General features: G+C 63.9%; 21 protein-coding genes. 12 read left to right on the forward strand and 9 right to left on the reverse strand.

Annotated elements, in window-relative coordinates:
* Positions 1–130: 130 nt before the first annotated feature.
* From J0L98_RS07460 to J0L98_RS07475, 4 genes are all read left to right on the forward strand, one after another.
* A complete protein-coding gene (locus J0L98_RS07460; RefSeq protein WP_296411013.1) occupies positions 131–2122 on the forward strand; it encodes a TonB-dependent receptor in 1992 nt (663 codons plus the stop codon).
* 52 nt (positions 2123–2174) lie between these two features.
* Positions 2175–2741 carry a YfiR family protein gene (locus J0L98_RS07465; protein WP_296411014.1) on the forward strand — a complete coding sequence of 189 codons (567 nt, stop codon included), beginning with the start codon at positions 2175–2177 and terminating at the stop codon, positions 2739–2741.
* Positions 2738–4717, forward strand: a complete 1980-nt coding sequence (locus J0L98_RS07470) for an ATP-binding protein (protein WP_296411016.1) — start codon at positions 2738–2740, stop codon at positions 4715–4717. Before J0L98_RS07465 ends, J0L98_RS07470 begins: the two co-directional genes overlap by 4 nt.
* Positions 4718–4873: 156 nt before the next feature.
* Positions 4874–5572 (forward strand): pseudouridine synthase, encoded by a 699-nt coding sequence (locus J0L98_RS07475; RefSeq protein WP_296411017.1) that lies wholly within the window; start codon positions 4874–4876, stop codon positions 5570–5572.
* A 27-nt stretch (positions 5573–5599) separates the two neighbouring features.
* Here J0L98_RS07475 and J0L98_RS07480 read toward each other — a convergent pair whose 3' ends face one another.
* Positions 5600–6667 (reverse strand): ABC transporter ATP-binding protein, encoded by a 1068-nt coding sequence (locus J0L98_RS07480; protein WP_296411018.1) that lies wholly within the window; start codon positions 6665–6667, stop codon positions 5600–5602.
* Positions 6668–6704: 37 nt separating this feature from the next.
* On the opposite strand from J0L98_RS07480, the gene J0L98_RS07485 reads away from it, so the two are divergent.
* The gene (locus tag J0L98_RS07485) at positions 6705–8357 is read left to right on the forward strand and encodes an iron ABC transporter permease (protein ID WP_296411019.1); all 1653 of its coding nucleotides are present in this window, start codon (positions 6705–6707) and stop codon (positions 8355–8357) included.
* Positions 8358–8412: 55 nt separating this feature from the next.
* Here the strand turns inward: J0L98_RS07485 and J0L98_RS07490 are convergent, their stop codons facing one another.
* Together J0L98_RS07490 and J0L98_RS07495 are read right to left on the reverse strand one after the other, a co-directional pair.
* A complete protein-coding gene (locus J0L98_RS07490; RefSeq protein ID WP_296411020.1) occupies positions 8413–9429 on the reverse strand; it encodes a Fe(3+) ABC transporter substrate-binding protein in 1017 nt (338 codons plus the stop codon).
* Positions 9430–9545: 116 nt separating this feature from the next.
* Positions 9546–9941 (reverse strand): tautomerase family protein, encoded by a 396-nt coding sequence (locus J0L98_RS07495; RefSeq protein WP_296411021.1) that lies wholly within the window; start codon positions 9939–9941, stop codon positions 9546–9548.
* A 195-nt stretch (positions 9942–10136) separates the two neighbouring features.
* Here J0L98_RS07495 and J0L98_RS07500 point away from each other — a divergent pair, with 195 nt between their 5' ends.
* On the forward strand, positions 10137–11042 hold the full coding sequence (locus tag J0L98_RS07500; protein WP_296411022.1) for a LysR substrate-binding domain-containing protein: 906 nt from the start codon (positions 10137–10139) through the stop codon (positions 11040–11042).
* Between the two features lie 19 nt (positions 11043–11061).
* Positions 11062–11655 carry a DUF938 domain-containing protein gene (locus J0L98_RS07505; RefSeq protein ID WP_296411023.1) on the forward strand — a complete coding sequence of 198 codons (594 nt, stop codon included), beginning with the start codon at positions 11062–11064 and terminating at the stop codon, positions 11653–11655.
* A 98-nt stretch (positions 11656–11753) separates the two neighbouring features.
* Here J0L98_RS07505 and J0L98_RS07510 read toward each other — a convergent pair whose 3' ends face one another.
* The 3 genes from J0L98_RS07510 to pyrF all read right to left on the reverse strand — a co-directional run bounded on the left by J0L98_RS07510 (position 11754) and on the right by pyrF (position 14217).
* Complete coding sequence (locus J0L98_RS07510) at positions 11754–12281, reverse strand: hypothetical protein (RefSeq protein WP_296403472.1); 528 nt, start codon at positions 12279–12281, stop codon at positions 11754–11756.
* Between the two features lie 43 nt (positions 12282–12324).
* On the reverse strand, positions 12325–13230 hold the full coding sequence (locus tag J0L98_RS07515; protein ID WP_296411024.1) for a transglutaminase family protein: 906 nt from the start codon (positions 13228–13230) through the stop codon (positions 12325–12327).
* 168 nt (positions 13231–13398) lie between these two features.
* On the reverse strand, positions 13399–14217 hold the full coding sequence (pyrF, locus tag J0L98_RS07520) for an orotidine-5'-phosphate decarboxylase (protein ID WP_296411025.1): 819 nt from the start codon (positions 14215–14217) through the stop codon (positions 13399–13401).
* A gap of 455 nt (positions 14218–14672) precedes the next feature.
* Between pyrF and J0L98_RS07525 the strand changes: the two genes are divergently transcribed.
* The 5 genes from J0L98_RS07525 (at position 14673) to parC (ending at position 22249) form a co-directional block, all read left to right on the forward strand.
* Positions 14673–15905, forward strand: coding sequence for a porin (locus J0L98_RS07525; protein ID WP_296411026.1), 1233 nt, complete (start codon positions 14673–14675; stop codon positions 15903–15905).
* 334 nt (positions 15906–16239) lie between these two features.
* A complete protein-coding gene (locus J0L98_RS07530) occupies positions 16240–16716 on the forward strand; it encodes a DUF302 domain-containing protein (protein WP_296411027.1) in 477 nt (158 codons plus the stop codon).
* A 94-nt stretch (positions 16717–16810) separates the two neighbouring features.
* Complete coding sequence (parE, locus tag J0L98_RS07535) at positions 16811–18772, forward strand: DNA topoisomerase IV subunit B (RefSeq protein ID WP_296411028.1); 1962 nt, start codon at positions 16811–16813, stop codon at positions 18770–18772.
* Between the two features lie 3 nt (positions 18773–18775).
* Entirely contained in the window at positions 18776–19825 is a 1050-nt protein-coding gene (locus tag J0L98_RS07540) for a GTP-binding protein (RefSeq protein ID WP_296411029.1), read from the forward strand.
* A 69-nt stretch (positions 19826–19894) separates the two neighbouring features.
* Positions 19895–22249 carry a DNA topoisomerase IV subunit A gene (parC, locus tag J0L98_RS07545; RefSeq protein ID WP_296411030.1) on the forward strand — a complete coding sequence of 785 codons (2355 nt, stop codon included), beginning with the start codon at positions 19895–19897 and terminating at the stop codon, positions 22247–22249.
* Between the two features lie 18 nt (positions 22250–22267).
* Here the strand turns inward: parC and J0L98_RS07550 are convergent, their stop codons facing one another.
* The 3 genes from J0L98_RS07550 to J0L98_RS07560 all read right to left on the reverse strand — a co-directional run bounded on the left by J0L98_RS07550 (position 22268) and on the right by J0L98_RS07560 (position 25040).
* A complete protein-coding gene (locus J0L98_RS07550) occupies positions 22268–22624 on the reverse strand; it encodes a response regulator (RefSeq protein WP_296411032.1) in 357 nt (118 codons plus the stop codon).
* 4 nt (positions 22625–22628) lie between these two features.
* Positions 22629–24329, reverse strand: coding sequence for a hybrid sensor histidine kinase/response regulator (locus tag J0L98_RS07555; protein ID WP_296411033.1), 1701 nt, complete (start codon positions 24327–24329; stop codon positions 22629–22631).
* Positions 24330–24461: 132 nt separating this feature from the next.
* The gene (locus J0L98_RS07560) at positions 24462–25040 is read right to left on the reverse strand and encodes an exonuclease (RefSeq protein ID WP_296411034.1); all 579 of its coding nucleotides are present in this window, start codon (positions 25038–25040) and stop codon (positions 24462–24464) included.
* Between the last annotated feature and the right edge of the window lie 140 nt (positions 25041–25180).

Genomic DNA, 25180 nt, shown 5'->3' on the forward strand with positions numbered 1-25180 from the left:
TCGAGCGGGCAGATATGATCCGGCAGGCCCTTGAGATACGCCACAAGCCCGTGACAAATCTACTTCTAAAGACATAGGCCAGGCCGATACAATCCAGCCCGGCCGCATGTGCTGCCCACAGGATTCGATCATGTCAAAGCCTCTTGCCAAGCGTTCTTACCGCACCCGCCCCCTGCTTCTGGCGGCGCTTGCCACCGCCGCGCTTCCGGTTTTCGCCGACGACAGTCTGAGCGCCCTCAAGCAGATGAGCCTGGACGCGCTGGCCGACCTGCGTGTCAGTACGGCAACCCACCGCAGCGAACGCCTGGAAGACACTGCAGCCGCCATTCACGTAATCACTGCCGAAGACATCCGGCGAAGTGGTGCCACCTCGCTGCCAGAGCTGCTGCGGACGGTCCCGGGCCTGAATGTAGCGCGCATCAGCGCCACCGAGTGGGCCGTGAGCGCCCGGGGCTTTAATAACCAGTTTGCCAACAAATTGCTGGTCATGGTGGATGGGCGCAGTGTTTACACGCCCTTCTTTTCAGGCGTGTTGTGGGACGAATTGAATCTGGTCATGCAGGACATCGAACGGGTGGAGATCGTTCGCGGCCCCGGCGGCTCGACCTGGGGAGCGAATGCCGTCAATGGCGTGATCAACGTCATCACCCGCCATGCTGAAGATACCCAGGGTACGCTGCTCAGCGTTGTAGCGGGCGATCTGCAGTCCGAACTGGTTCTTCGCAATGGCTTCAAGGCCGGCGAAACCGGTCATGCCAGGGTCTGGGCGAAGATTCACCAGAATGACCGGCTGGCGCCTGCATCGGCCGAGGACAGCGAGGACATCCGCTGGCGCGGCGGCAGAGCCGGCTTTCGTGGTGACTGGGAAGTGGGGGGCGGCACCTTGATGCTGGAGGGTGAAAGCTTCCGCGAGTTGAAGCGTGAGGAAAGGGCCTACTCCGGCGCCCACCTCCTGGGCCAGTGGTCCCAGACCCGGGGCGAGGCCCGGGACGAAGTGCGTGCCTACGTCAATCGTTTCACCCTGGATCATTGGCGTGTTCTCAATAATGGTGCCCGCGCCGAACTGGACACCTTCGACCTGAGCTACCGCCACCACTTCAACCCGGTCGGTCAGCACAATCTCATCGCCGGGATCGGATATCGCAATATCGCCAGCGATGCCGTGATGACGCCCCCCGCCGGCGTAAGCCGGAGCAGCCGCACCGATCAGCTATTTAGCGCCTTTGCCGAAGACACCCTGGCCCTGGCCGAGCGCCTCCAGCTGACTGTCGGGGTCAAGGTGGAGCACAACGAATTCACGGGGGTTGAATGGCAACCCTCCGCACGCATGCGTTGGACCCCGGCCAAGGGCAACACCCTTTGGGCATCGGTGGCCCGCGCCGTGCGAACCCCCTCAATCATCGAGGACAGCGCACGCCTTAGCTCTTACATCCCGCCCCGCGCCTTCACGGGCGGCCTCCCCCTTTTCATCACCTCTCACGGCAACCCAAATCTGCAAGCAGAGAGACTTGTCGCCTATGAATTGGGCTACCGGGCCCAGGTTACCCCCCGACTGAGCTTCGATGCCACGGTCTTCCTGAATGACTACGACCGCCTACTGACCGTAGACCTGATCGGCACACCGCGACTGGTACCGGGCCTGCCAAGTCCCTACCTCACATGGAACGCCCAGGCAGGCAATGCCCTGCGGGGTACGGCTCGCGGTTTTGAGCTTTCCATGGACTACCGTCCCGCTGACACCTGGCGCCTGCAGGCCAGCTATTCCCACCTGGACATGAACCTGGCCACCGAGCCCGGCAATGCAGAAATCAACCCCCTGCGGGCCGCTGGCGAATCCCCCACCCACCAGGCCACCCTGATCGCCCGCCACGACCTGCGCCATGACCTGGAGCTTGATCTGCAGGCCCGCTACGTCAGTGCCCTCAGCACCTACGCCATTCCTGACTACCTCACGGCAGACCTGCGCCTGGGATGGCGAGCCACCAGCCGGCTCGATCTGTCCTTCAACGGCCGCAACCTCATCGGTCCGGCCCGAAAGGAGTTCGGTACCAACTTGGTCAACGCCAGCGATGCCTACCTTATTCCAAGGGAATACTACGTAACAGCCAACCTCCGCTTCTGAAGCCTCGGTTTTGCTTCGCTTCGGCTTACCACTTCCTTTTTTGGCCTGTCGGGTGCGCAGCTTGGCTGCGGGCCTGTGGCTGCTGCTCGCCCTTTCCGCCTCCCCCCAGGCCGGTGACGCGGGCCCGACCGCGTTTGCCGAGACCGAAGTCAAAGCCGCGTTTGTATATAATTTTGCCCATTTTGTGCGCTGGCCCGAGGGGAACATGGCGCGCAGCGGAGAGCCTTTCCGCTACTGCATTTTTGACGATACCCTTGCCGCCCTTTTGGCCAAGGCGGTTGCGGGCGAAACACTGGATGGTCGTCCCCTCGTCGTGCTGCGTCAGCCGGAGCTCCGCAACCTTCAGGAATGCCATTTGATCTACTTCGGCGAACAATCGGTGCTGGGCCCGATGCTCCAGGCCGACGTGCTCAGGCGTCTGGCGAGCAGCGCGATCCTGACCGTGAGTGACCAACCCGGCTTTGCTGCCCGGGGGGGCATGATCACCCTCGTCCGCAAGCGTGGGCGCATCCATCCGGTCATCAACACCGACGCGACGGAAAGGGCCGAACTGCGGATCAGCGCGAAACTCCTCAACCTCGCCACCTTGACGCGGGACGGCAAAGGCGGTGCGCCGTGAAGTTCCTGCATCTGGGCAAATACCCGATCAAGCATCAGGTCGTCCTGATTGCCTTGATCACCACCACCCTCGGACTTGTCGTCGCCCTGATGCTGCTGGTGTACAGCGAGCTCCAGACCGCTGCCCGGGTCATGCAGGACAACGCGAATGTCTTGACCCGTCTGGTGGGTGTCAACAGCACAGCTGCCGTCAGCTTCCAGGATCCGGAGGCTGCCCAGGAGATCATCAACGCACTGGGCAGCGCCCCGGACGTCATTGCGGCCACCCTGCGCTCACCCTCCGGAAGCATCTTCGCCGAATATCACAGCGCACACCCGGCACACGCCGAAGTGCTTGCCATTGTCGAGGGTCATCACGATGACGCAGATCACCCGGACGCGCCTTTCGGTTCGCCACGACACCCAATTGGACTCCTGCTCGGCGCGCCCTTCCTCGAAATCGCCAACCCTGTCCTCGTGGGTGATCGCCAAGTAGGTACGATCGAGGCCTATTTTGATCTGACCCCCCTGCGCAATCTGGTGCACAAGCGCATTCTGACCGCGTCCGCCGTCTTGCTTGCCGCCTCGTTGCTTGCCTGGTTGCTGGCGTCCCGGCTGCAGCGCCTGATCGCCAGCCCCATCGAGAACCTCGCGCAACAGATGCAGCGGGTCTCCGAAACCCGCGACTATGCCCTTCGCGTCAGCCCTGACAGCCGCAATGAGATCGGTACGCTGATGGACGGCTTCAACACAATGCTCGATCAGATTGAAGCCCGTGACGCGCAATTGCGTATCGCCAAGGAAGCGGCCGAACAAGCCAACCAGGCCAAGTCCCTCTTTCTTGCCACCATGAGCCACGAGATCCGCACACCGATGAACGGCATCATCGGCATGGCAGAACTCCTCGCCTATACCCGGCTCAACACCGAGCAGAGCCGCTTCGTCGGCCATATCCGGACCTCTGCCGACAGCCTTCTGCGCGTGATCAATGACATTCTCGACTTCTCGAAACTTGAAGCCGGCCGCATGACCATTGAAGCCCGTCCCTGCGACCCGCGGGCGATTATCGAAGACATCACCGGCTTCTTCCTCCACCAGACCATCGAAAAGAAACTGAACCTGCGCTGCGACATCGCTCCGGATTTGCCCGCACGGATTGAGGCCGATCCCGACCGTCTGCGTCAGATCCTCATCAATCTGGTCGGCAACGCCATCAAGTTCACGGTTCAGGGCGAAGTCCATCTCAAGCTTGAACACCAGACCGAGGTGCTTGGCGAACGGTTGGCGGCCCGACTGCACTTCAGCGTCCGGGACTCTGGCATCGGCATCGAGCCGGCAGTTCTACCGCAACTATTCACTCCCTTCACCCAGGCCGACAACTCCCATGCACGCCGCTACGGCGGTACCGGCCTCGGATTGGCCATCAGCCACGAACTGGTTCAACTGATGGGCGGCAAGATTGGCGCCGAGAGCCAGCCCGGCAAGGGCTCCACCTTCTGGTTCTCCGTCGTCGTCCCCATCCTTGCGGCGGAGTCCGCAGCGCTGGCGCAACCCGAACCGGTGGCCGCCGGAGTTGTCCCGGACAAACCCAGCCTCGCGGGCTTGAACGTACTCGTCGCGGAAGACAACGCCATCAACCAGCTACTGGCCACCATGCAGCTGGAAGAACTTCAGTGCATGGCCACCACCGTCGACAACGGCAGAGAAGTCCTCGAACAGCTGGCAAGGGAACGCTTCGACGTCATTCTGATGGATTGCCAGATGCCACTGATGGACGGTTACGAAACCACTCGGCGCATCCGCGCCAGCGAGGCAGAAGGGGAACGCATCCCGATCATCGCAGTCACGGCCAATGCCATGGAGGATGAACGGGAGGCCGCTCTCGCCTGTGGCATGGACGACTTTCTAACCAAGCCCTATAGCCACGCCGCGCTCCAGAACGCCCTTCTTCGCCTGGCACGGCCAGGCGCACTGGCTGGCCAAGTGCACTGCGACTGACGCCCGGACGGCCTGCTTCCCAATTGGGCAACACCTCACGTCGCGCGCAGGGCGGCCCCTTGCGGAGCTTCTCCACATCTTGTCCACAGTCTTGTCCACCGCGTCTGTGGAAAAGACTGTGCAAGAATCCACCTTATCCTAATGCCCTTTCGAAGCATGCACTCGCCGCCATTCGTCCAGCAACGTGCTGACCCGCCAACGCCGATTGCTTACAGCCCACCCCCTGGACTGCCGCCGATCCTGTATGCGGACGATGCCCTGCTGATCGTTGAAAAACCTTCGGGTCTCCTGTCCGTGCCCGGTCGCGGCCCTGGCCACGCCGATTGCCTGTTAAGCAGGGTTCACGCCCTGTTCCCCGACGCACGCATTGTGCACCGGTTGGACATGGCCACGTCGGGGCTGCTGGTGTTGGCCCGGGGGAGCGAAATGGAACGCCGCCTCAGCATTGCCTTCCAGAAAAGGCAGGTCGGCAAATGCTATCTCGCGGTCGTTGCCGGTCGGCCGACGCCTGATCAAGGCGAGATCCGCTTGCCCCTGATCACGGACTGGCCCAACCGTCCGCGTCAGAAGGTGGCCCCGGAGGCGGGAAAGGCATGCTTCACCGAGTACGCGGTGGTGACCCATCGCCCGGAAGATGGAACCAGCCGGGTAGCGCTGATTCCGCACACTGGGCGCTCGCATCAGCTACGCGTACATATGCAGGCAATCGGACACCCCATCCTCGGTGACGAGCTTTACGCAGACCCCGCAAACCGTGACGCCGCACCGCGCCTGCTGCTGCACGCCACCCGCCTGAGCCTGGAACACCCGGTGAGTGGCCAGCGACTGAGCTTCGACAGTCCAGCCCCATTCTGAGCACCCCGGTACAATACCGACAGCCTCCTAGCCCGGATACTTGAACGCGATCACGTGATCCGCCTCCAGGCGCACGCCGATCTTCTCGCCGAGGGCATGGTTGTGATGGGACGGCACCAGTGAAAGCACCTCGGCGCCACTCTCAAGGCGCAGCGTGTACATGATGTCGGCGCCGCGGAACGCCTTATGGAGCACCTCGGCGCGGGTCGGGCTGGCATCGTCATGCACCACATCGTCCGGGCGCAGCAACACGTCCACTGAACAACCCTTGCCGCAGACCCGACACCCCAGGCTGCATTCCACGGGCACACCGGAATTCAGTGTGCCCATCTCGATTCTCACATGGCGCGCGTCCAGTACCTCACCCGGCAGGAACACCCCCTTGCCGACGAAATCCGCCACGAAACGGTTGCCCGGCCGGTGATACAGGTTATAGGGCGTGTCCCATTGCTGGATGCGACCTTCGGACATGACCCCGATCTCGTCGGCCATGGCAAAAGCCTCGTGCTGGTCATGGGTCACCAGCACCGCCGTCATGCCCTCCTTCTTGAGGATTTCCCGAACCTCGACCGACAGACGCTCGCGAAGATCCACGTCAAGGTTGGAAAACGGCTCATCGAGCAGCACCAGCTCCGGACGCGGTGCCAGCGCCCGGGCAAGGGCCACGCGCTGCTGCTGCCCCCCTGACAGCTCGTGGGGAAACTTCCGCCCCAGACCGCCCAGGCCCACCGTGGCAAGGAGCTCCTCGACCCGAGCGCCGCGCTCGGCGGCCGGCATTGCACCCAGGCCAAAGCCCACATTGCGCTCCACGCTGAGATGGGGGAACAGGGCGTAGTCCTGGAAGACCATTCCCACCTGGCGCTTCTCGGGAGGAACCCGCAGCCCGGGGGCGCTCACCACCGCACCGTTGATCCGGATCTCGCCGCCCGCGACCTCTTCGAAGCCCGCAATGCAGCGCAGCAGCGTGGTCTTGCCACAACCGGACGGCCCCAGCAAGCAGGCGATACTGCCCTGGCCGAGCTGGAAATCGACCCCATTAACGATGGTCTGGCTGCCATAGCGCTGGACAACCGACCTGAGTTCAAGTTTGGACATGGGATCGATTATAATTCGCAACAAGACGAAAAATCCCATGACCGACAAACACTTTCTCCTGCGTTCAGGACGCCCTTCAGCCCTCGTCGTCTCCGCCTTCATCGTGGCGCTGCTGGCCGGACTTCCCGTCGCCAGCGTCGGTTTCAACCTGTTCCTTGGCGGAACCACTGAAACCTGGGCCCATCTGGCCTCCACCGTCCTCCCGGACTACGTGCTGAACTCCCTGGCCCTGTGCGCCGGCGTGGGTCTGGGTGTAGCCATCGTGGGTGTCGCCACCGCCTGGCTCACCGCCATGCATGACTTCCCCGGGCGCCGCATCTTCGAATGGGCGCTGGTGCTGCCCCTGGCCGTTCCGGCCTATGTCATGGCCTACGTGTACACCGACTTCCTGCAATTTGTCGGCCCCGTACAGACGGCCCTTCGGGATTTCTTCGAGTGGCGGCGTAGCGACTACTATTTTCCGGACATCCGCACCCTGCCCGGTGCCATGCTGATGTTCATCTTCGTGCTCTACCCCTACGTTTACCTCCTCGCCCGCACGGCCTTCCTGGAACGGGCCGGCGGCGTGCTGGAAGCGTCGCGCACCCTTGGCATCGGGCCCTGGCGTGCCTTCTTTACCGTATCACTCCCCCTCGCGCGCCCGGCAATCGCCGCCGGCGTTGCCCTGGCCCTGATGGAGACCCTCGCCGATTACGGAACCGTTGCCTATTTCGCCGTTAACACCTTTACAACGGGCATTTACCGCGCCTGGTTCTCCCTGGGTGATCGGGTGGCCTCGGCGCAACTCGCAGCCATCCTGCTCGGCTTTGTGTTGCTGCTGGTCGTCGTCGAGCGCATCACCCGCGGCCGCGCCCGCTATCACAACACCTCCACCCGGCATCGCCCTCCTCCCGGCCGCCTGAGGGGCGGTGCCGGCCTGCTGGCCCTACTGGCCTGCCTGCTCCCCCTGTGTCTGGGCTTCCTCCTGCCAGCCCTGCTGCTGCTGCGCATGGCCCTTGGTGAGGGCGATGCGCAGTTCGGCGAGCGCTTTGTCGTCCTCGCTCGCAACAGCTTCACATTGGCCGGTCTGACATCCGTGATCGCTGTGGGGCTCGCGGTGCTGCTCGCCTACAGCGCCCGTCTATCCGCCACCTGGCTCACCAAGGGTCTCAACCGCCTGGTCGGCTTGGGTTATGCGGTGCCGGGCACGGTCATCGCGGTCGGGGTACTGATCCCGGTCACCCGGCTCGACAACTGGCTCGCCGGTCAATGGCAGGCCTGGTTTGGCATCAATCCCGGCCTTCTCCTCACCGGCGGAATCGCCGCCCTGATCTACGCCTACCTGGTACGCTTCCTCGCCGTCGCACTTCAAACCGTGGAGGCCAGCCTTTCCAAGATCACCCCCAGCATGGACGATGCCGCCCGCAGCCTCGGGCTCGGCCAGGGTGACACCCTGCGCCGGGTGCATGTGCCCATTCTGCGGGGCAGCCTGTTCACCGCCAGCCTGCTGGTCTTCGTCGACGTGATGAAGGAACTGCCCGCCACGCTGGTGATGCGCCCCTTCAACTTCGACACCCTTGCAACCCAGGCGTATGTGCTGGCGTCCGACGAACGCCTCACCGAGGCTTCTACGGCGGCCCTGGCCATCGTCGCCGTCGGGCTTCTTCCGCTGATCGCCCTTTCGCGGCAGATCTCCCGCACCCGCAAGTAGAAAGGCCCCCTATTGTCGGGGGCCTGCCTTTTCTGCCAGCGGGCGCGAACCGGGCTCAGCGATAGCCTGTCCGGTCGTAGATCATCTGGGCCTTGACCTGGTACATGGCCAGGTTCCTGACCGGCAGCGCATCAGCCTTGAACTTTCCCAGGGCATCCAGAGCGGGGTTCGCCACCTTGACCTGCTCAACCGCCGGCCACTCGTTGTTGCCGTCGGCAAAATAGCGCTGGGCCTTGTCGGAAGCCAGATATTCCAGGAACTTGATTCCGGCCTCCCTATGAGGCGCATGCTTGAGCACCCCACCTCCGGAAACGTTGATGTGGGTGCCCGTCGTCGCCTGATTGGGCCACATCACCCCCACCTTCTCCATCAACTTGACCTCGTCCGGCTTGGTCGACCTCATCAAGCGCGCCACGTAGTAGGTATTGGTCAGTGCCACCTGACACTCACCCGCTGCAACGGCCTTGATCTGATCGGTGTCCCCACCCTTGGGGCTGCGGGCGAAGTTCGCCACCAGGCCGCGGGCCCATTCCTCGGCCTTCGCCTCCCCCTGATGGGCAATGATGGCTGCACCAAGAGACAGGTTGTAGGGATGGGAGCCGGAACGACTGCATACCTTGCCCTTCAGGGCCGGTCTGGCCAGATCCTCGTAGTTGCGCACGCTGTCGGGCGTGACGCTGTCCTTGTTGTAAACAATGACCCGGGCGCGGGTCGAAAAGGAAAACCAGTCCTCGGTGCGGAGATGCGCCGGAATGCGTGCTTCCAGTACCTTCGAGCGTACGGGCAAGAACAGACCCAGTTCATGGGCTTTGGCAAGACGTGCGGCATCCACGGTCAGCAACACATCGGCCGGGCTGTTTGCCCCCTCGTTGCGAATGCGCTCAAGCAGCTCGTCCTCCTTACCCTCAATGCGATTGATCTTGATCCCCGTATTGCGGGTGAAGTCGGCATACAGGGCTTCATCCGTCTGGTAATGGCGGGCAGAATAGAGATTGAGCACCTTGTCTTCAGCATGGGTCGAAACCGAAAAGGCAAGGACACTCAGCGCAATCAGGGAGGGCTTGAATTTCATCGGGGAACTCCAGCAAAAAGGAAGGCATAAGACGTCGTTTCGCCAGAGTGTAGCCAGCCGGCCTGTTCTTGTACATGAGAACCGTTCGCAAGACAGTCCGTCACCGTCAAGCGGAGCTATGGCGATACACCGCGGATGAAGCGGTACTCCTGGGTCTCCCCCCCATACCCCCACGCATCGGCAGGCAGTTCGTGGATGCTGACATAGCTTGCCGGATGCAGCGCCTTGAAATGGGCTGCAAGGGCCGCGAAGACGGCGCGCAGGTAGGCCGCCTTCTGAACCTTGGTGTTGGTCCCCTCGGTGATGCGGATCTCCAGCACGGCGCCGGACTGCCCGGGCGCCAACGCCTGCCCACCGACGAACCATTGATCGGAAGGAGTGCGGTCGATACGTACCACCGTGAGCGACTCCTTCTTTCCGAGCAGCTCCACGGTGAGCCCGGTCAGGGTCGCCGCCAGTTCGGCCACGGGAAGCGCCTCGGGCGCCGCATAGGACAGGTTCAGATAGGGCATTTTTCATCTCCACAGGAATGATCAGGCGAGGCGCTACCGCCGACGGGGCCGCTCCAGTCGCAGCCCACCGAACAGAAAGGCGCTGGAATGGATAAACCGTGATGCCCGCCTGACCGATGCCAAGAAGGGTAACAAGGGATATTCAGCGAGAAAAATGATTAAATCCGATGAGTTCAATCTCCAGGAAAGATGACCATGGATCTCTCCGACCTGCGCATGTTTCGCACCATCATTGAGGCAGGTAGCCTTACCCGCGCTGCAGAACAGCTTCACACGGTCCAGTCCAATGTCACCACCCGTTTGCGCCAGCTTGAGGAGGACCTGGGCACCCCCCTGTTCGACCGGATCAACCGGCGCCTGGTGATCACTCCCGCCGGCACCTTGCTGGCCGGCTATGCCGAAAAGCTGCTGAGCCTCGCCGAAGAGGCCCGTGACGCAGTACGCCGTGCTGATCAACCCGAGGGGCTGTTGCGCCTCGGCGCGATGGAGACCACGGCTGCTGCGCGATTGCCGGGTGTCATCGCCGCCTTCCGAAGGGCTTACCCACGGGTGGAACTACGCCTGCGCACCGCGCCCACCCCCACGCTGGTGCAGGAAGTTCTGACCCACCAGCTCGATGCCGCCCTCGTTTCCGGCCCTCTTGTCCACCCGGAGCTGGAATGCCGGGCGGTGGTGTTGGAAGAACTGGTACTGATCAGCGCTGCCGACTGGGCACCCATCGAAAAGGCGAGCGATCTCGCACGCCACGGCCCCGTGGAGCTCTTCACCTTCCGGGAAGGTTGCAGCTACCGCCAGCGGCTTTTTGAATGGCTCCAGCGGGAAGGCATACCGATTGCCCGCAGCAGCGAATTTGGCACCTTCGAAGCGATCCTCGGCTGCGTGGCGGCAGGCATGGGCATCAGCCTGGTGCCCCGCGCCGTCATCGGTCCCCATCTGGGCGATACCGACCCGAGCCGGGCCACCCTGCGTGTACATCCGGCGCCACCGGACCTGGCCAGGTCGGTCACGGTGATGATCTGGCATCGGGCACGCACCCACCAACCTGCCCGTCAGGCCTTCGCCGAATGTCTGGCTGAGCGCCTCGGCGCCGTCGTGGAGTGAGACCCCAATGAAGCAATTCATGAACAAGCCCTACTCTCCGGCCTGTGACCGCAACGGGACGCCGATCCTCGAGGCCTTGCAGCTGCACTTTGCCGACCGTCGTCATGTGCTGGAAATCGGCGCCGGCACCGGGCAGCACGCGGTGCGCTTTGCTGCCGCCATGCCCCACCTCACATGGCAGACCAGTGACCGCGAGGACTACCTCCCCGGCATCCGGATGTGGCTTGACGAGGCGCACTTGCCCAACACCCCGCCTCCCCTGCCCCTTGACGTCAAGGGCGCATGGCCTGGCCGCGGCTTCGATGCACTTTTCAGCGCCAATACTCTGCACATCATGGCTTGGGAAGAAGTCCGGATCTTGTTCGAACGGCTTCCGCACATCCTCGCCGCCGACGCGCGCGTCTGCATCTACGGCCCCTTCCGTTACGCCGGCCAGCCGATCAGCCCGAGCAATGCGGAGTTCGATGCAGCCCTGAGGGCAGAAGACCCGCGCCGCGGCATTCGGGATTTTGACGCCGTGGACGGCCTCGCCCGTGAACAGGGCTTCCGTCTGATGGAAGACCGGGCCATGCCCGCCAACAATCGCTGCCTGTGCTGGCAGCGTCAGGATTGAACACCCCGGACCGACAAGCCCGGACCACCCCGGAAAACGAAGTGGCGGCGATACCGGAACCGGTATCGCCGCCACTTCGGGCCAGAGGAAGCGGACGCTCAGTTCCGATTCAGCCCCAGCAGGCCCATGGGGCCATTGGACGTGTTCAGCACCACCGACGCAATGCCGCCCCCTTGCTGTTGCTGGACGCCGTAGATGGACAGGTTGCCCGTATCGAAGGAGAACACGTCGCCCGAGATCTTGACCAGCAATTTGCCGGCGTTCGGGAACCATGCATAGGCCATGTCATTCTGGCTGCCGGAGCTGGCTGGCGAGCCGAGTTCGGCGGGCCACCAACTGGACGACTGGGCAAAGCCCCAGTTGTTGCCCTGGGGTGCCATGGCGGGCTGGGGCTCCCGGTGCTGGGACAGGTCCGTGAGCAGCGCGCCGACACGCCACTTGAGGCTCTCGTTGAACATGTCCCCGATCATCATCATCCCGCCACTCATCCATTGCCCCATGCCGCCAAACTCCGGGTGATTGAACTGGGCCTGACTGAAGCCACCGGATTGCAGGGCCGCGTAGGCAGCCCGGCCGGCATCGGCACTGAAGCCGTGACGGGCTGCGATTTCTTCGATGGTACTCATGGGTCTCTCCTGATGAAGTGAATGCGAAGACGCTGGAGGCGAGTCAACAGAGGGGAGCAAGGCGGGCACCAATCAGCACCGCCGAGCCATCATCGGTAGACAAGGCTTCCGAACGATGACGGGGCAGCTCGATGCCTCCCAGCGGGTCGGAAACGGCCTCGATGACGATCTTGGGAGGTTCGGCCCGAACAGCACCAAAGATCGTGGCGAAAGACACGTCAGCCGCATCCCGCCCTGTACCGAAGCGCATCAGCCCCATGGGAATGGCCGTGGACGACGGATCGAACAGATACCAGCGGTCCCCCAGGAAGACCTCCACATAGGCATGGAAATCACTCGGCCCGAGGGCCGGATCAGCGCCGTAGTCGATACCCGCCACAAAGCGCGCAGGCATGTTGAGCGCACGGCACAGGGCGATCATCAGGTGCGCAAAATCGCGGCACACCCCCACTCGCTCGCTCAAGGTATCCAGGGCAGAAGTACTGGCATTGGTGGTGTTCGACTTGAACTCCACGTGCTTGGCCACCCAGGCACAGATGCGCCGCACACGCTCGTAACCCGGCGGCAGGGTGCCAAACTCCCGGAGCGCCACTTCATAGAGGCGGTCCGACTGGCAATAGCGGCTTGGGTACAGATAGGTCAGCACGTCTGCAGGAAGGCGCGAAACCGGCACCTCCGGAATGGACTCCGGCGCGGCCACGTGGTGCTGCAGTTCGACCGTGGCACTGTAGCGCAGACGCAAGGGGCCGGGTTCGGCCTTGAGACGCATATAGCGGTTGCCGGTGGCGGCATCGGTGTGCACGGTGGGCAGCAGAAACTGCCCAAGCTCCATCATCTCGGTCACGACGCGCTGATGGCGCGTATGGGCCGCATGGATGTTGAAGATAAAGTCACAGCCCGGCGCTGCAACTGCGTAATTGAGTTCGACCGAGAACTTCAGTCTGACCATGAGCGTCCCTGGAAACACTGCCTTGACGCGAAATTGCGGGTCATCCGGCGGAAAAAATGACCGCCGCAGCCCGGACGCACCTGCGCCGTCTGCGGCAAGGGCTCCATCCTACGCTGCGGCAGCGCAGCACGCCCGTATTTCTGTGGGTAGAGGCCGCCTGCAAATTCCTCAGGAACGATACAGGTTGATCTCCTCGCGGGTCGCCAGCGCCACGGCACGCGCCTTCGCGGCAAAATCCTCGCCGGAGCCCGCATAGAGGATGGCCCGGGATGAAGAGATCATCAGGCCCATGCCGGAGGCAGTCCGGCCGGCCTTCACCGTCGCCTCCACATCGCCCCCCTGGGCACCAATACCGGGCACCAGCAGCGGCAGATCGCCCACAATCGCCCGCACTTCGGCCAGCTCCTCGGGGAAGGTGGCACCCACCACCAAGGCGTTCTGGCCGTGGACATTCCACTTTCCGGCCACCAGCTCGGCCACATGCTGATAAAGCTTGCGCCCTCCTTCCACCGTGAGGTTCTGCAGGTCGGAACCCCCGGGATTGGAGGTACGGCAGAGCACGACCAGGCCCCGATCCGAGAACTCCAGGTAGGGCTCGACTGAATCGAAGCCCATGTAGGGGTTGACGGTCAATGCGTCGGCCCCGTAGCGCTCGAAGGCCTCCCGGGCGTATTGCTGGGCGGTCGCCCCGATATCGCCGCGCTTGGCATCGAGCACAACCGGCACCGCCGGGTGCCGAGCGTGAATGTAGGCAATCAGATCCTGCAACTGGTCCTCGGCACGGGCTGCCGCGAAGTAGGCGATCTGCGGCTTGAATGCACAGGCCAGATCCGCAGTGGCATCCACAATGCCCTTGCAGAAGGCAAGGACTGCGTCGGGGCGTTCTCTCAGATGCGGGGGAAGTCGAGCCACGTCGGGATCGAGCCCGACGCACAAGAGTGAATCTTGACGCTGCCACACGGCAGCCAGTTTGGAACAGAAATCCATGGAGAGCAGGGCGCGGACAGCCCGGGTGAGTGAAATCTGGACCGACAGTTTACCAGCCTCACCCCCAGTTCCCGCAGCCCGCCATCACCATTCACCACGTGCCCGAGAAATCCATGTTGCGTTACAGCATGCTCCACGCACTGTCACGGATTGCATCAGACCTTCCCTTACGTCACAGCAGATTGTTCAATTCCTGAACACCGCCCAAACAGGATTTCGCGCCCCCCGTCGGTGCCGAACGAAAATATATTTATGTTTAAAAACAGATATTTGATAAATTATTGCAGCCATTTTCGAGTGTCCTGCGACGGTCTGGCACAGCACTCGCTGAAGGGACGTCGCTCCGTAACGGCGTGTTTCAAAGGAAATGCGACCAAGGGAGGAACGAAGTAGTGGTGCTGGATAGCCCACGCTTCGGTAGTGATATCAACGACAAAATTCCGGAGACAATCGTTATGAAGAAGACCCGTCTGGCTCAATCCGTTGCCCTCGCCTGCCTGGCTGCTGCTGCCGGCGGCGCGCAGGCTGTCAGCTTCACCCAGAACGACGTGACCATCGACATCAATGGCACGATCAATGGTTTCTACGTCAACCGCGAGTCCAAGACCTCGGTTGCCGGCGGCCCCGAAACCAAGACCCAGAACAGTGCCCTTACCAACGGTCTGCTGCCTGGCTGGATCAACTTCGTGATGACCACCAAGCAGGCCGGGCAGGACATCAAGGCTCACTTCAGCTTCGCACCCGGCATCAACGACTCGTCTTCCGTTGTCGGCCTGCCCTCCACCGTGGGCACTGGCGCCGGCGGCATCCCGGGCGCCAGCAGCCCCTACAGCCAGATCGACGTGCGCAACGTTTACTTCCAGTTCGGCAACAACGACTGGGGCACCCTGAAGTTCGGCCGTGACATTGGCCTGTTCGGCCAGAACATCATCCTGTCCGACATGACCCTGCTGGGCGTCGGCGGCACCTCCAATGCCGGCATCCCGTTCAACACCACCTTCGGCATGATCGCCCACGGTTACATGTACACCGGTTTCCAGGCGCAGATCACCTACACCACGCCGAACTATGACGGCCTGCAGGCTTCCGCGGGCATCTTCCAGCCAAGCTCCTTCGCCGGCGACCAGACCAAGACCCCGGGCTTCCAGGCCAAGGTCGACTACGACTGGAAGGGCTCGACCCCCGGCAAGGTCTGGGGCGGTCTGGTTACCCAGAGCACCAGCTGCTCCACCGGCAAGACCTGCAACGGCGTGGGCACGAACCCCGACAAGAGTTTCACGGCCAGTGGCTATGAAATCGGTGCCAAGGCCAGTGTTGGCGACTTCGGCGCAGTCGCCTACGCCTTCACCGGCAAGGGCCTGGGCCTGTCCACCGTGGGTGCCCAGTTCTTCGGCGGCAGTGACGGCCTCGGCAACAAGACTGATTCCAAGGGCTACTTCCTGCAAGGCACCTACCAGCTCAACAAGACCAAGTTCGGCATCAACTTCGGCCAGAACAAGGACACCGACGGTGCCCTGGGCGCTGGCAACGAGCGCAAAAACAAGGCCTACACCCTGGGTGTCTATCACAGCCTGAACAAGTTCGTGACCCTCGTGGGCGAACTGAACCAGGAGAAGATCACCAGCACCGTGGACGACAGCGAGACCAAGAACCGCACCCTGTCCGCCGGCGCCATCCTGTTCTTCTAAGCGCCCTCTCACTCTTTTCGCCCTCGGGCGACGCAAGTTCCTGTTGTGTTTCTCCCTCCTTCTGGCGCCCTTCGGGGCGCCATTTTTTTGACTGTGTTTTCCCCTGCACCACATACATCGAACGCCGTGCGCCTTCCCGTCCACGATCACCGGGACGTCGCGTGCAGAACGCAGCTTGCGGCGGGCGTCGCACCGGGGTCCGCCCATGCAGCGTTCCGCGCAGCATGGGCGCATCACGACGGGCAAACGCATCATTCAAGCCCGTGGAATGCTATCTTCACCGCTCCCCGTGCCACGTGTTTCACCATCATCTTCATGTATCGGAGTCTTGCCCATGCTGCGTGCGGTCCTTGTTGCCCTCGCCCTCTCGCTTCTCGCTCGCCCCGTCCTGGCTGACACCCTCGTCCATCTGACCATCACGCCCGCCCGCTACGCCGACGCTCGCGAAGCTCTGGTGGATGCCATCGAGACCGAAGGGCTGGTGCCCTCGCCACCGAGCCGCTTCGGTGACATGCTGGCACGCACCGGGGCCGCCCTCGAACAGCCCATAGCCGTCTATGCGGATGCGGAGGTGATGCATTTCTGCAGCGCCCGCATCGCCTGGCAGCTCGCGCGGGAGAACCCCATCAATGCCGCCCAATGTCCCTTGTCCATGGCCATCTACACGCTGCCGGACGAAGCGGGCGTCGTGCACCTGGCTTGGCGCACGGCGTCGGGTGACTCTCCCGGGGCTCGTGCAGCCGACACCCTTCTGCAGCGCATCGCCCGCCAGGCCTCCGACAACGCCGGACGCAGCAGCCTCGGCCGCTGATACGCACCGGAGCCCTTCTTAACCCCTCGCCCTGTGCCGGGCGGCACGGTATAGTTCGCAGCGCTCCGGAACCCCACCTGTCTTTATTTCCAGCATGACCCAGAAGACCTACAACGCCGACTCCATCACCGTGCTGAAGGGCCTCGAGCCGGTCAAACAGCGACCGGGGATGTACACCCGCACCGAACATCCGCTCCACATCATCCAGGAAGTCATCGACAACGCCGCCGATGAGGCCATGGCCGGCTTCTGCAAGAAGATCGGCGTGACCCTGCACCTGGACGGCTCGGTCAGCGTCTCCGACGACGGTCGCGGCATTCCCGTCGAGATCCATCCGGTGGAAGGCGTGTCCACCGTTGAAGTGGTATTCACCCGTCTCCACGCCGGCGGCAAGTTCAACAAGACCGACGACGACTCCGCCTACCGTTTCTCCGGTGGCCTGCACGGGGTCGGCGTGTCCGTCACCAACGCCCTGTCCCACCGCCTGGAGGTGGAAGTTGTGCGCGACGGCGGCCGTCATCGCCTGGTGTTTTCCGGTGGCGACGTGATCGAGCCCCTGGTCCGCACCGGCGACGCGCCGAAGAAGGCCAGCGGCACCACCGTGCGCGCCTGGCCGAACGCCAAATACTTCGATGCAGCCGACCTGCCCCGGGGCGAGCTGGAGCGCCTGCTGCGCTCCAAGGCCGTGCTGATGCCGGGTCTGGAGGTCAGCCTGGCCATCGAAGGCGGCGACACCCGGACGTGGCTGTTCGAGCAGGGCATGCGTGGCTACCTCTCCGAGGCCCTCACCGACGAGCCGCTGATCCCGCTCTTTGCCGGCGAGAAATACGCGCCCAAGGGCGACGAGACCTTTGCCTCCGGCGAGGGTGCCTCCTGGGCCGTGGCCTGGACGGCTGAAGGCGCCCCGGTGCGCGAGTCCTACGTCAACCTCATCCCCACCCCCGCCGGCGGCACCCATGAAGCCGGCCTGAGGGACGGCATCTTCACCGCCATCAAGGCCTTCATCGACCACCACGCCCTGCTCCCCAAGGGGGTCAAGCTGACCGCCGACGATGTCTTCGGGCGCGCCTCCTTCCTACTTTCTGCCCGGGTCCTCGACCCCAGCTTCCAGGGCCAGACCAAGGAGCGCCTGAACAGCCGCGACGCCGTACAACTGGTCTCGCGCATGGTTCGCGACCCCTTCGAGCTATGGCTCAACGAACACGTCGAATACGGCAAGAAACTCGCCGAGCTGGCCATCAAGGCCGCCCAGGCCCGCGCCCGCGCCGCCCAGAAGGTGGAAAAGCGCAAGTCCTCCGGCGTGGCCGTGCTGCCCGGCAAGCTCTCCGATTGCGAATCCGAGGACATCGAGCGCAACGAGCTCTTCCTGGTCGAGGGCGACTCCGCCGGCGGCAGCGCCAAGATGGCCCGGGACAAGGACACCCAGGCCATCCTGCCCCTGCGCGGCAAGGTCCAGAACGCCTGGGAAGTGGACCGGGAACGCCTCTTCGCCAACGCCGAAATCCACGACATCGCGGTAGCGCTGGGTGTGGACGCCCACACCCCCGAGTCTTCGCCCGACCTCTCCGAGCTGCGCTACGGCAAGGTCATCATCATGTCGGACGCGGACGTGGACGGCTCCCACATCCAGACCCTGCTGCTGACCCTGTTCTTCCGCCACTTCCCCAAGCTCATCGAGAAGGGCCACATCTATGTCGCCCAGCCGCCCCTGTACCGCATCGACGTACCGGCCCAGGGCAAGAAGCGCCCGCCACGCCGGCTGTATGCCCTCGACGACCAGGAGCTCGGTTCCCTGCGCGACCGCCTGACCCACGAGGGAGTCAAGCCCGAGCACATCGAGGTCGGGCGCTTCAAGGGCCTGGGCGAGATGAACCCCGACCAGCTACGCGAAACCACCATGGATCCGGCCACCCGCCGGGTACTGCCGGTGCACGTGCGCACCGAAGCCTTCGACGACACCCTGAAGATGTTCACCCTGCTGATGGGCAAGGGCGAAGCCTCCGGCCGCCGGGCCTGGATGGAGGAAAAGGGCGACTCGGTCGAGGCGGATGTCTGAGCGATGAGCGAGCCGACCATCAACCCCCTGGCCCTCCCCCGACCACCGATCCGCGCCACCATCCTCACCGGCTTTCTCGGTGCGGGCAAGACCACCCTGCTCAACCGCTACCTGGCCACCCGGCCCGAGCGCAAGGTGGCCGTGCTTGAGAACGAGTACGGCAGCGTGGGCATCGACGGTGGCCTGATCGCCGGCTCCCCTGCCGTGGAGGTGGTGGAGCTCACCGATGGCTGCATCTGCTGCAGCGTGCGCGGCGAGCTGTCCAACGCCCTGGCCGACCTGGCCGAACGCCGCGCAAAGGGTGAGCTGGATTTCGATCACCTGGTCGTGGAGACCACCGGCCTGGCCGATCCGGCCCCGGTGGCCCAGGCCTTCTTCGTCGATGAAGGCGTGGCCGGGCGCTATGAACTGGACGGCATCGTCACCGTGTTGGACGCCGTGCATGCCCACGCCCAGCTCGACGAAAACCGGGTTGCCGCAGCCCAGGTGGGCTTTGCCGACCGGATCCTGCTCAGCAAGACCGATGGCCTGGACGACGACACACTGACCGCCCTCCAGCAGCGCCTGCGACGCATCAACATCCGGGTGCCCGTCACCCCGATGCCGGTCGACGCCCTCGCCCTCACCGCCCTGTTCCATCTGGATGCCTTCCGTCTGGACGCGGTGCTGGAGCAGTTGCCGTCGTTTCTCGACTCGGACAGCCCTGCCGGACTGCGCCGCGGTGGCGGCAGCACGCGGGGCTTCTATCGCCACGACGACGACGTCACCTCCTTCGTGCTCCAGCACCCTGGTGACGTGGATTCGGCACTGATGGCGGGCTTCGTGGAAGAGCTGCTGCTGCGCCAGGGCCCGGCCCTGCTGCGCTACAAGGGCGTGCTGGCGCTGCGGGGCGACGAGCGCAGGGTGGTCCTGCAGGGCGTGCATCGGCTCAGCGGCTCCGACTACGGCGCGCCCTGGTCCGAGGGCGAGCACCGCCACACCACCCTGGTCCTCATCGGCCGCCGCCTTGATGAAGAGGGCATCCGCAATGCCTTTCGCCTGGCCTGCCGCTAGTCATTCCGGCGCCCTGGCACGGCCTGCATGCTGGCCTGCCCACGCCACTTTTCCTGCGAACGTCTCACCATGAACGACACTCCGGATCTCTTCGATTCCCCGGCCCCCGACGCCGCCGAACCCCCACCGCCCCCACCGGCCACTCCGCTGCTGGGCAGCGACGATGCCCTGCCCCTCGATCTCTACGCCGAGCGCGCCTATCTGGCCTACGCCATGAGCGTGGTCAAGGCCCGCGCCCTGCCCCAGGTCGAGGACGGCCTCAAGCCCGTACAGCGCCGCATCCTGTTCGCCATGAACGAGATGCGCCTGTCGCCCGGTTCCAAGCACGTCAAGTCGGCCCGGGTGGTCGGCGACGTGATCGGCAAGTACCACCCCCACGGCGACTCCAGCGTCTATGACGCCATGGTGCGGGTAGCCCAGGACTTCTCCCTGCGTTACCCGCTGGTGGATGGTCAGGGCAACTTCGGCTCCCGGGATGGTGATTCGGCGGCGGCCATGCGGTACACCGAATGCCGCCTGACCCCCATCGCCGAGCTGCTGCTGTCGGAGATCGACCGGGGCACGGTGGATTTCCGCCCCAACTACGACGGCGCCTTCGAAGAGCCCCAGCTACTGCCGGCGCGCCTGCCCTTCGTGCTGCTCAACGGCGCCTCCGGCATCGCCGTGGGCATGGCCACCGAGATCCCGTCCCACAACCTGCGCGAGGTCGCCAGCGCCGCCATCCACGCCATCGAGAACCCCGAGGCCACGGTGGCAGACCTGTTGACCCACATCGCCGGCCCCGACTTTCCGGGTGGCGGCCAGCTCATTTCACCGGCGGCCGACATCCGTCAGGCCTACGAGAGCGGCCGTGGCAGCCTCAAGCTGCGGGCACGCTGGATCATCGAGGACCTGGCCCGCGGCCAGTGGCAGCTAGTAATCAATGAGCTCCCGCCCGGCGTCTCGGCCCAGAAGGTGCTCTTCGAGATCGAGACCCTCACCAATCCCCAGCCCAAGACCGGCAAGAAATCCATCGACGCCGACCAGGCCCAGCTCAAGGCCGTGATGCTCGGCGCCCTCGACCGGGTGCGTGACGAGTCCGGCAAGGATGCCCCGGTGCGCCTGGTCTTCGAACCCAAGAGCCGCAACCAGGACGTCACCGAGTTTGCCAACCTGCTGCTGGCCCACACCAGCCTGGAAACCTCCTCCTCCATCAACCTGGTGATGATCGGCCTGGATGGCCGGCCCGGGCAGAAAAATCTGGCTGACATCCTCCACGAATGGGGGCGCTTCCGCGTCGTCACCGTGCGTCGGCGTACCGCCCACCGCCTGGGTCAGGTGGATGACCGCATCCACATCCTGGAAGGCCGTCACATCGTCTTCCTAAACATCGACGAAGTGATCCGCATCATCCGCGAGTCGGACGAACCCAAGCCGGCCCTGATCGCCCGCTTCGACCTGTCCGACCGCCAGGCCGAGGACATCCTGGAGATCCGTCTGCGCCAGCTAGCCCGCCTGGAAGGCATCAAGATCGAACGCGAGCTGGCCGATCTGCGTGGCGAGAAGAGCGAGCTGGAAGCCCTGCTGGGCAACGAGGGCAAGCTGCGCCGCCTGGTCATCAAGGAGATCCGCGCCGACGCCGACAAGTACGGCGATGCCCGCCGCACCCTGGTGGAAGAGGCCGTTCGCGCCGGCGTCACCCAGACCGTGTTGGACGAGCCCGTCACCGTGATCGTCTCGGAAAAGGGCTGGGTGCGTTGCCGCAGCGGCCACGGCGTGGATCTCGCCAACGTGGCCTTCAAGGATGGCGACCGCCTGGGGAGCGCCTTCGAATGCCGCAGCGTGGATAGCATGGTGGTGCTCACTGACGGCGGCCGGGCCCTGACGGTGGCCGTCGCAGCCCTGCCCGACGGGCGGGGCAATGGCGTGCCCCTCGCCTCCCTGATCGAGCTGCCCTCGGGCAGTCGTGTCGCCCATGTGCTGGCGGGTTCGCCCGAGCGTCGCGTGCTGCTGGCCAGCAACGACGGCTACGGCTTCCTGTGCGGGCTCGGCGACATGATCGCCAGCAAGCGTGCCGGCAAGCAGTTCGTCAGCCTGGACGCCGACGCTCGCCTGCTCCAGCCGGTGCTGTTCGATCCGGCCGAAGGGCAGCATCTGGCCGCTCTGTCGTCCACCGGGCGCCTGCTGATCTTCCCCCTCGATCAGATGAAGTCGCTGTCGGGTGGCGGCAAGGGCGTGATCATCATGGGCCTGGACGAGGGCGAGGCACTCAGTGCCACCTGTGTCTTCCGCCATGCGCTGACCCTGCTGGCCAGCACCCGCGGCGGCAAGGCCGTGGAACTGACCGTCGGACCGAAGGACTGGGAGGCCTGGGCGGGCAAGCGGGCCCGCAAGGGCAAGCCGGCACCAGGCCGCTCGGAAGCGGGGGGATTGCGTGGCGACTGATGCCCCCGACAGGGGCACTCAAACAGGCAGGCGCATGGCCTCCAGCAGGCGCTGACGATTGATGGGCTTGATCAGCACCTCGTCAAAGCCGGCGGCGAGGATCTCGACCCGCTCTTCCGGCAAGGCATGGGCGGTGTAGGCCACCACGAACAAGCCGGCCAGCGCCGGGTCGGCGCGCACCCGCCGACACACCTCGGTTCCGCTGAGGCCCGGCATGCTGATGTCGAGCAGCACGGCATCCATAGGCCTGGCGTGCAGGGCGGCCAGGGCCGCCTCGCCGGACTCCACCTCCTCGACATCGCACCCCGCCTGCCGCAACAGAACGCATGGCAGTGTGCGATTGATCTTCTGGTCGTCCACAACAAGAACCTTCATGGGGTCATCCTATCCCGGGCGTCGCGGTCTGGGGTGCGAGGGGCAATGTGATGGTGAACTCGCTGCCCTGCGCCGGCCGGGAAGACAGCGTCACTTCACCCCCCATCAGTTCAGCCAGCTCCTTGACCAAGGCGAGGCCCAGGCCGGTGCCCTGATGACGCCGCGTCAGGAAGCCATCCACTTGCCGGAAACGTTCGAAGACGTGGGGCTGCATATCGGGGTCGATGCCGCAGCCAGTATCCGCCACCGTGATCCTCAGCTTGCCCTCCTCCTGGCCCACCTGAACCGTCACTGACCCCGCATCGGTGAACTTGACCGCGTTGTTCAGCAGGTTGTTGAGTATCTGTGCCACCCGGGTTGGGTCGCAGACAACTTCGTCCGGCGTACCTGGCTTGATCTGCAGTGCCAGTACCAAGCCCTTGCGATCTGCCGGTGGCCGGTGGGTGAGCACGATGCGCTCTATCATGGGACGCAGTGGCTCAGTACGCAGCGCCAGTTCCATCTTCCCTGATTCGATCTTGGCCAGATCGAGTATGGAATTCACCAGTTCCAGCAGGTGGTTGCTGCTGTCGAAGATGATGCCGGCGAACTCCCGGTTGGTCTCGTCCGCACTTTCCTTGAGAAACTCGGCATAGCCCATGATGCCGTTGAGTGGGGTCCGCAGCTCATGGGACATGGACGCCAGAAACTCCGACTTCATGCGATTTGCAGCCTCGGCCTTGATCTGACTGTCGCGGAGGGCCGCAGCGATCCGTACCTGCTTGTCGAGCAGCCGGATGGCCAAAGCCCCGAACAACAGCACCACCAGGCTCATACCCCCTGCGTAAGCCATGTAACCGATACGGCGCTCATTAAATCCGGTCAGAGCCTCACTCTCACTGACGCCAACCACAACCACCAGCGGATAGTCCTTCAAGGCCCGGTAGCCATAGAACCGGCGTATCCCGTCGGCAACACTGCTGGAGCGATAGGTGCCGACATTGGCCCGGGCCAGGTGGGGCATCAAGGGGCTGCGGGTAAGGTCCTGGCCGACAGCCTTGTTTTCGCCGGAACGGCGCGCCCGCACGATGGCATCGCGCCCCACCAGGGAGACGACGCCATCGTCGCCGAGATCGACACCACTGTAGAAGTCGGAGAAGTAGAGGGGATCCACGGAGATCACCACCACGCCGCCAAAACTGCCGTCCGGCTTGTTGATGCGCCGGGTCATCTGGATCGACCACTTGCCCGATGCGCGGCCCAGCACCGGTTTGCTGATGAACAGCTCATTGCTGTCACGCTCCTTGTGGACGCGGAAATGCTCGCGATCCGACAGGTCCAGCCGCTTGTGATTGGGGAGGTTGCTCAGGATGTAGGTGCCGTGCTCATCAATCACCCCGAGCTGATTGAAGATGCTGCTGATGATCATGCCTTCGCGGACGTATTCCGCGATGTTGACCCGGTCGCCCACCTTTTCGTACTGGAATTTGAGGAAGAGGACGGCCTGATCGACGCTCTTGATGGTACGGACGGTATGTTCCTCGAAGGCCCGGGCGAGGTTGAGATTGGCCGTGTCCACCGCCTGGATGACCAGCCTTTCGTCGGCGGCGATCCGATAGATGACGGCGCCCCAGACGAGCACGATCAGCGCCAGAACGATGCCCCCGATGGGTAGAAAGAGGCGCAGGCGCGCGCCGTGGAAATCGGAATCGGGGAGTGAGGGCATGAATATCGGAAAGGGGTCGTTGTGCCGCGCCTTGGATCGATAGCGCTCAATGGCATTCATTAACGTCGCCCTCCGGTCAGACTTGAACCCTCACCATTCCGCCTTGGTAAAGCGGCGCGCTGGAATGATCGCTCACCGCTGCGGATCCTCCCTCCCATTGTCCGCTTCGGTACGTGCCTGAAGCATGTTGCAAAACCAGTGCCCCTGCTCGATGGCATCGTCCAGCGCCACATGGGTATGGGGCAAGGGATCAAACCAGCTCTCGGGCAGCGCGTCACGTCGGCACGCCCGAAAGGAGCGGCCGAGCACGCCCATGGCGTAGCTGCGGATGTCGATCACCGCATAGCCGAAAGGGTTCTCGCTGGCGTAGCGGGTCAGATGCCAAAGCACAAACGGATAGTCGAAGGCCGCCGGGTAGGCGACGAAGACCGGACGCCCGGGCAGGCACTTGAGCCAGTCCACATACCGCCCCATGACCACCTCGGGCGGATCAGGCTCACGGCGACTGGCCTCCCAGGCTTCCGGCTGCGTCCGCCACCAGCGCAGGGTTGCGGGGTCGGGGCTGCACTCGGGCGGGCTCAGAAGATTGGCCGTGAAGGACGCGACCATACGCTTGTCGGCGGTGAACGCTGCCGAGGCGATGCTCAGCATGGCGTTGCGCCCCGGCACCGGTCCGTCGGTCTCAATGTCGGTGCTCACGTAGATCTCCATACCCCTCCTCCTTCACCAAGCCAGCCTGCCCATGATGGTCGCTCATCCCTGACGATGCAGACTTGCGCAGCGGCAAGAATCACGTCACATTCCGCATTGAAAGAAACACGATGTGACAATTGATGACTCTAGGGACGAAA

Source organism: Zoogloea sp. (assembly GCF_017302315.1).
Lineage (GTDB): Bacteria > Pseudomonadota > Gammaproteobacteria > Burkholderiales > Rhodocyclaceae > Zoogloea.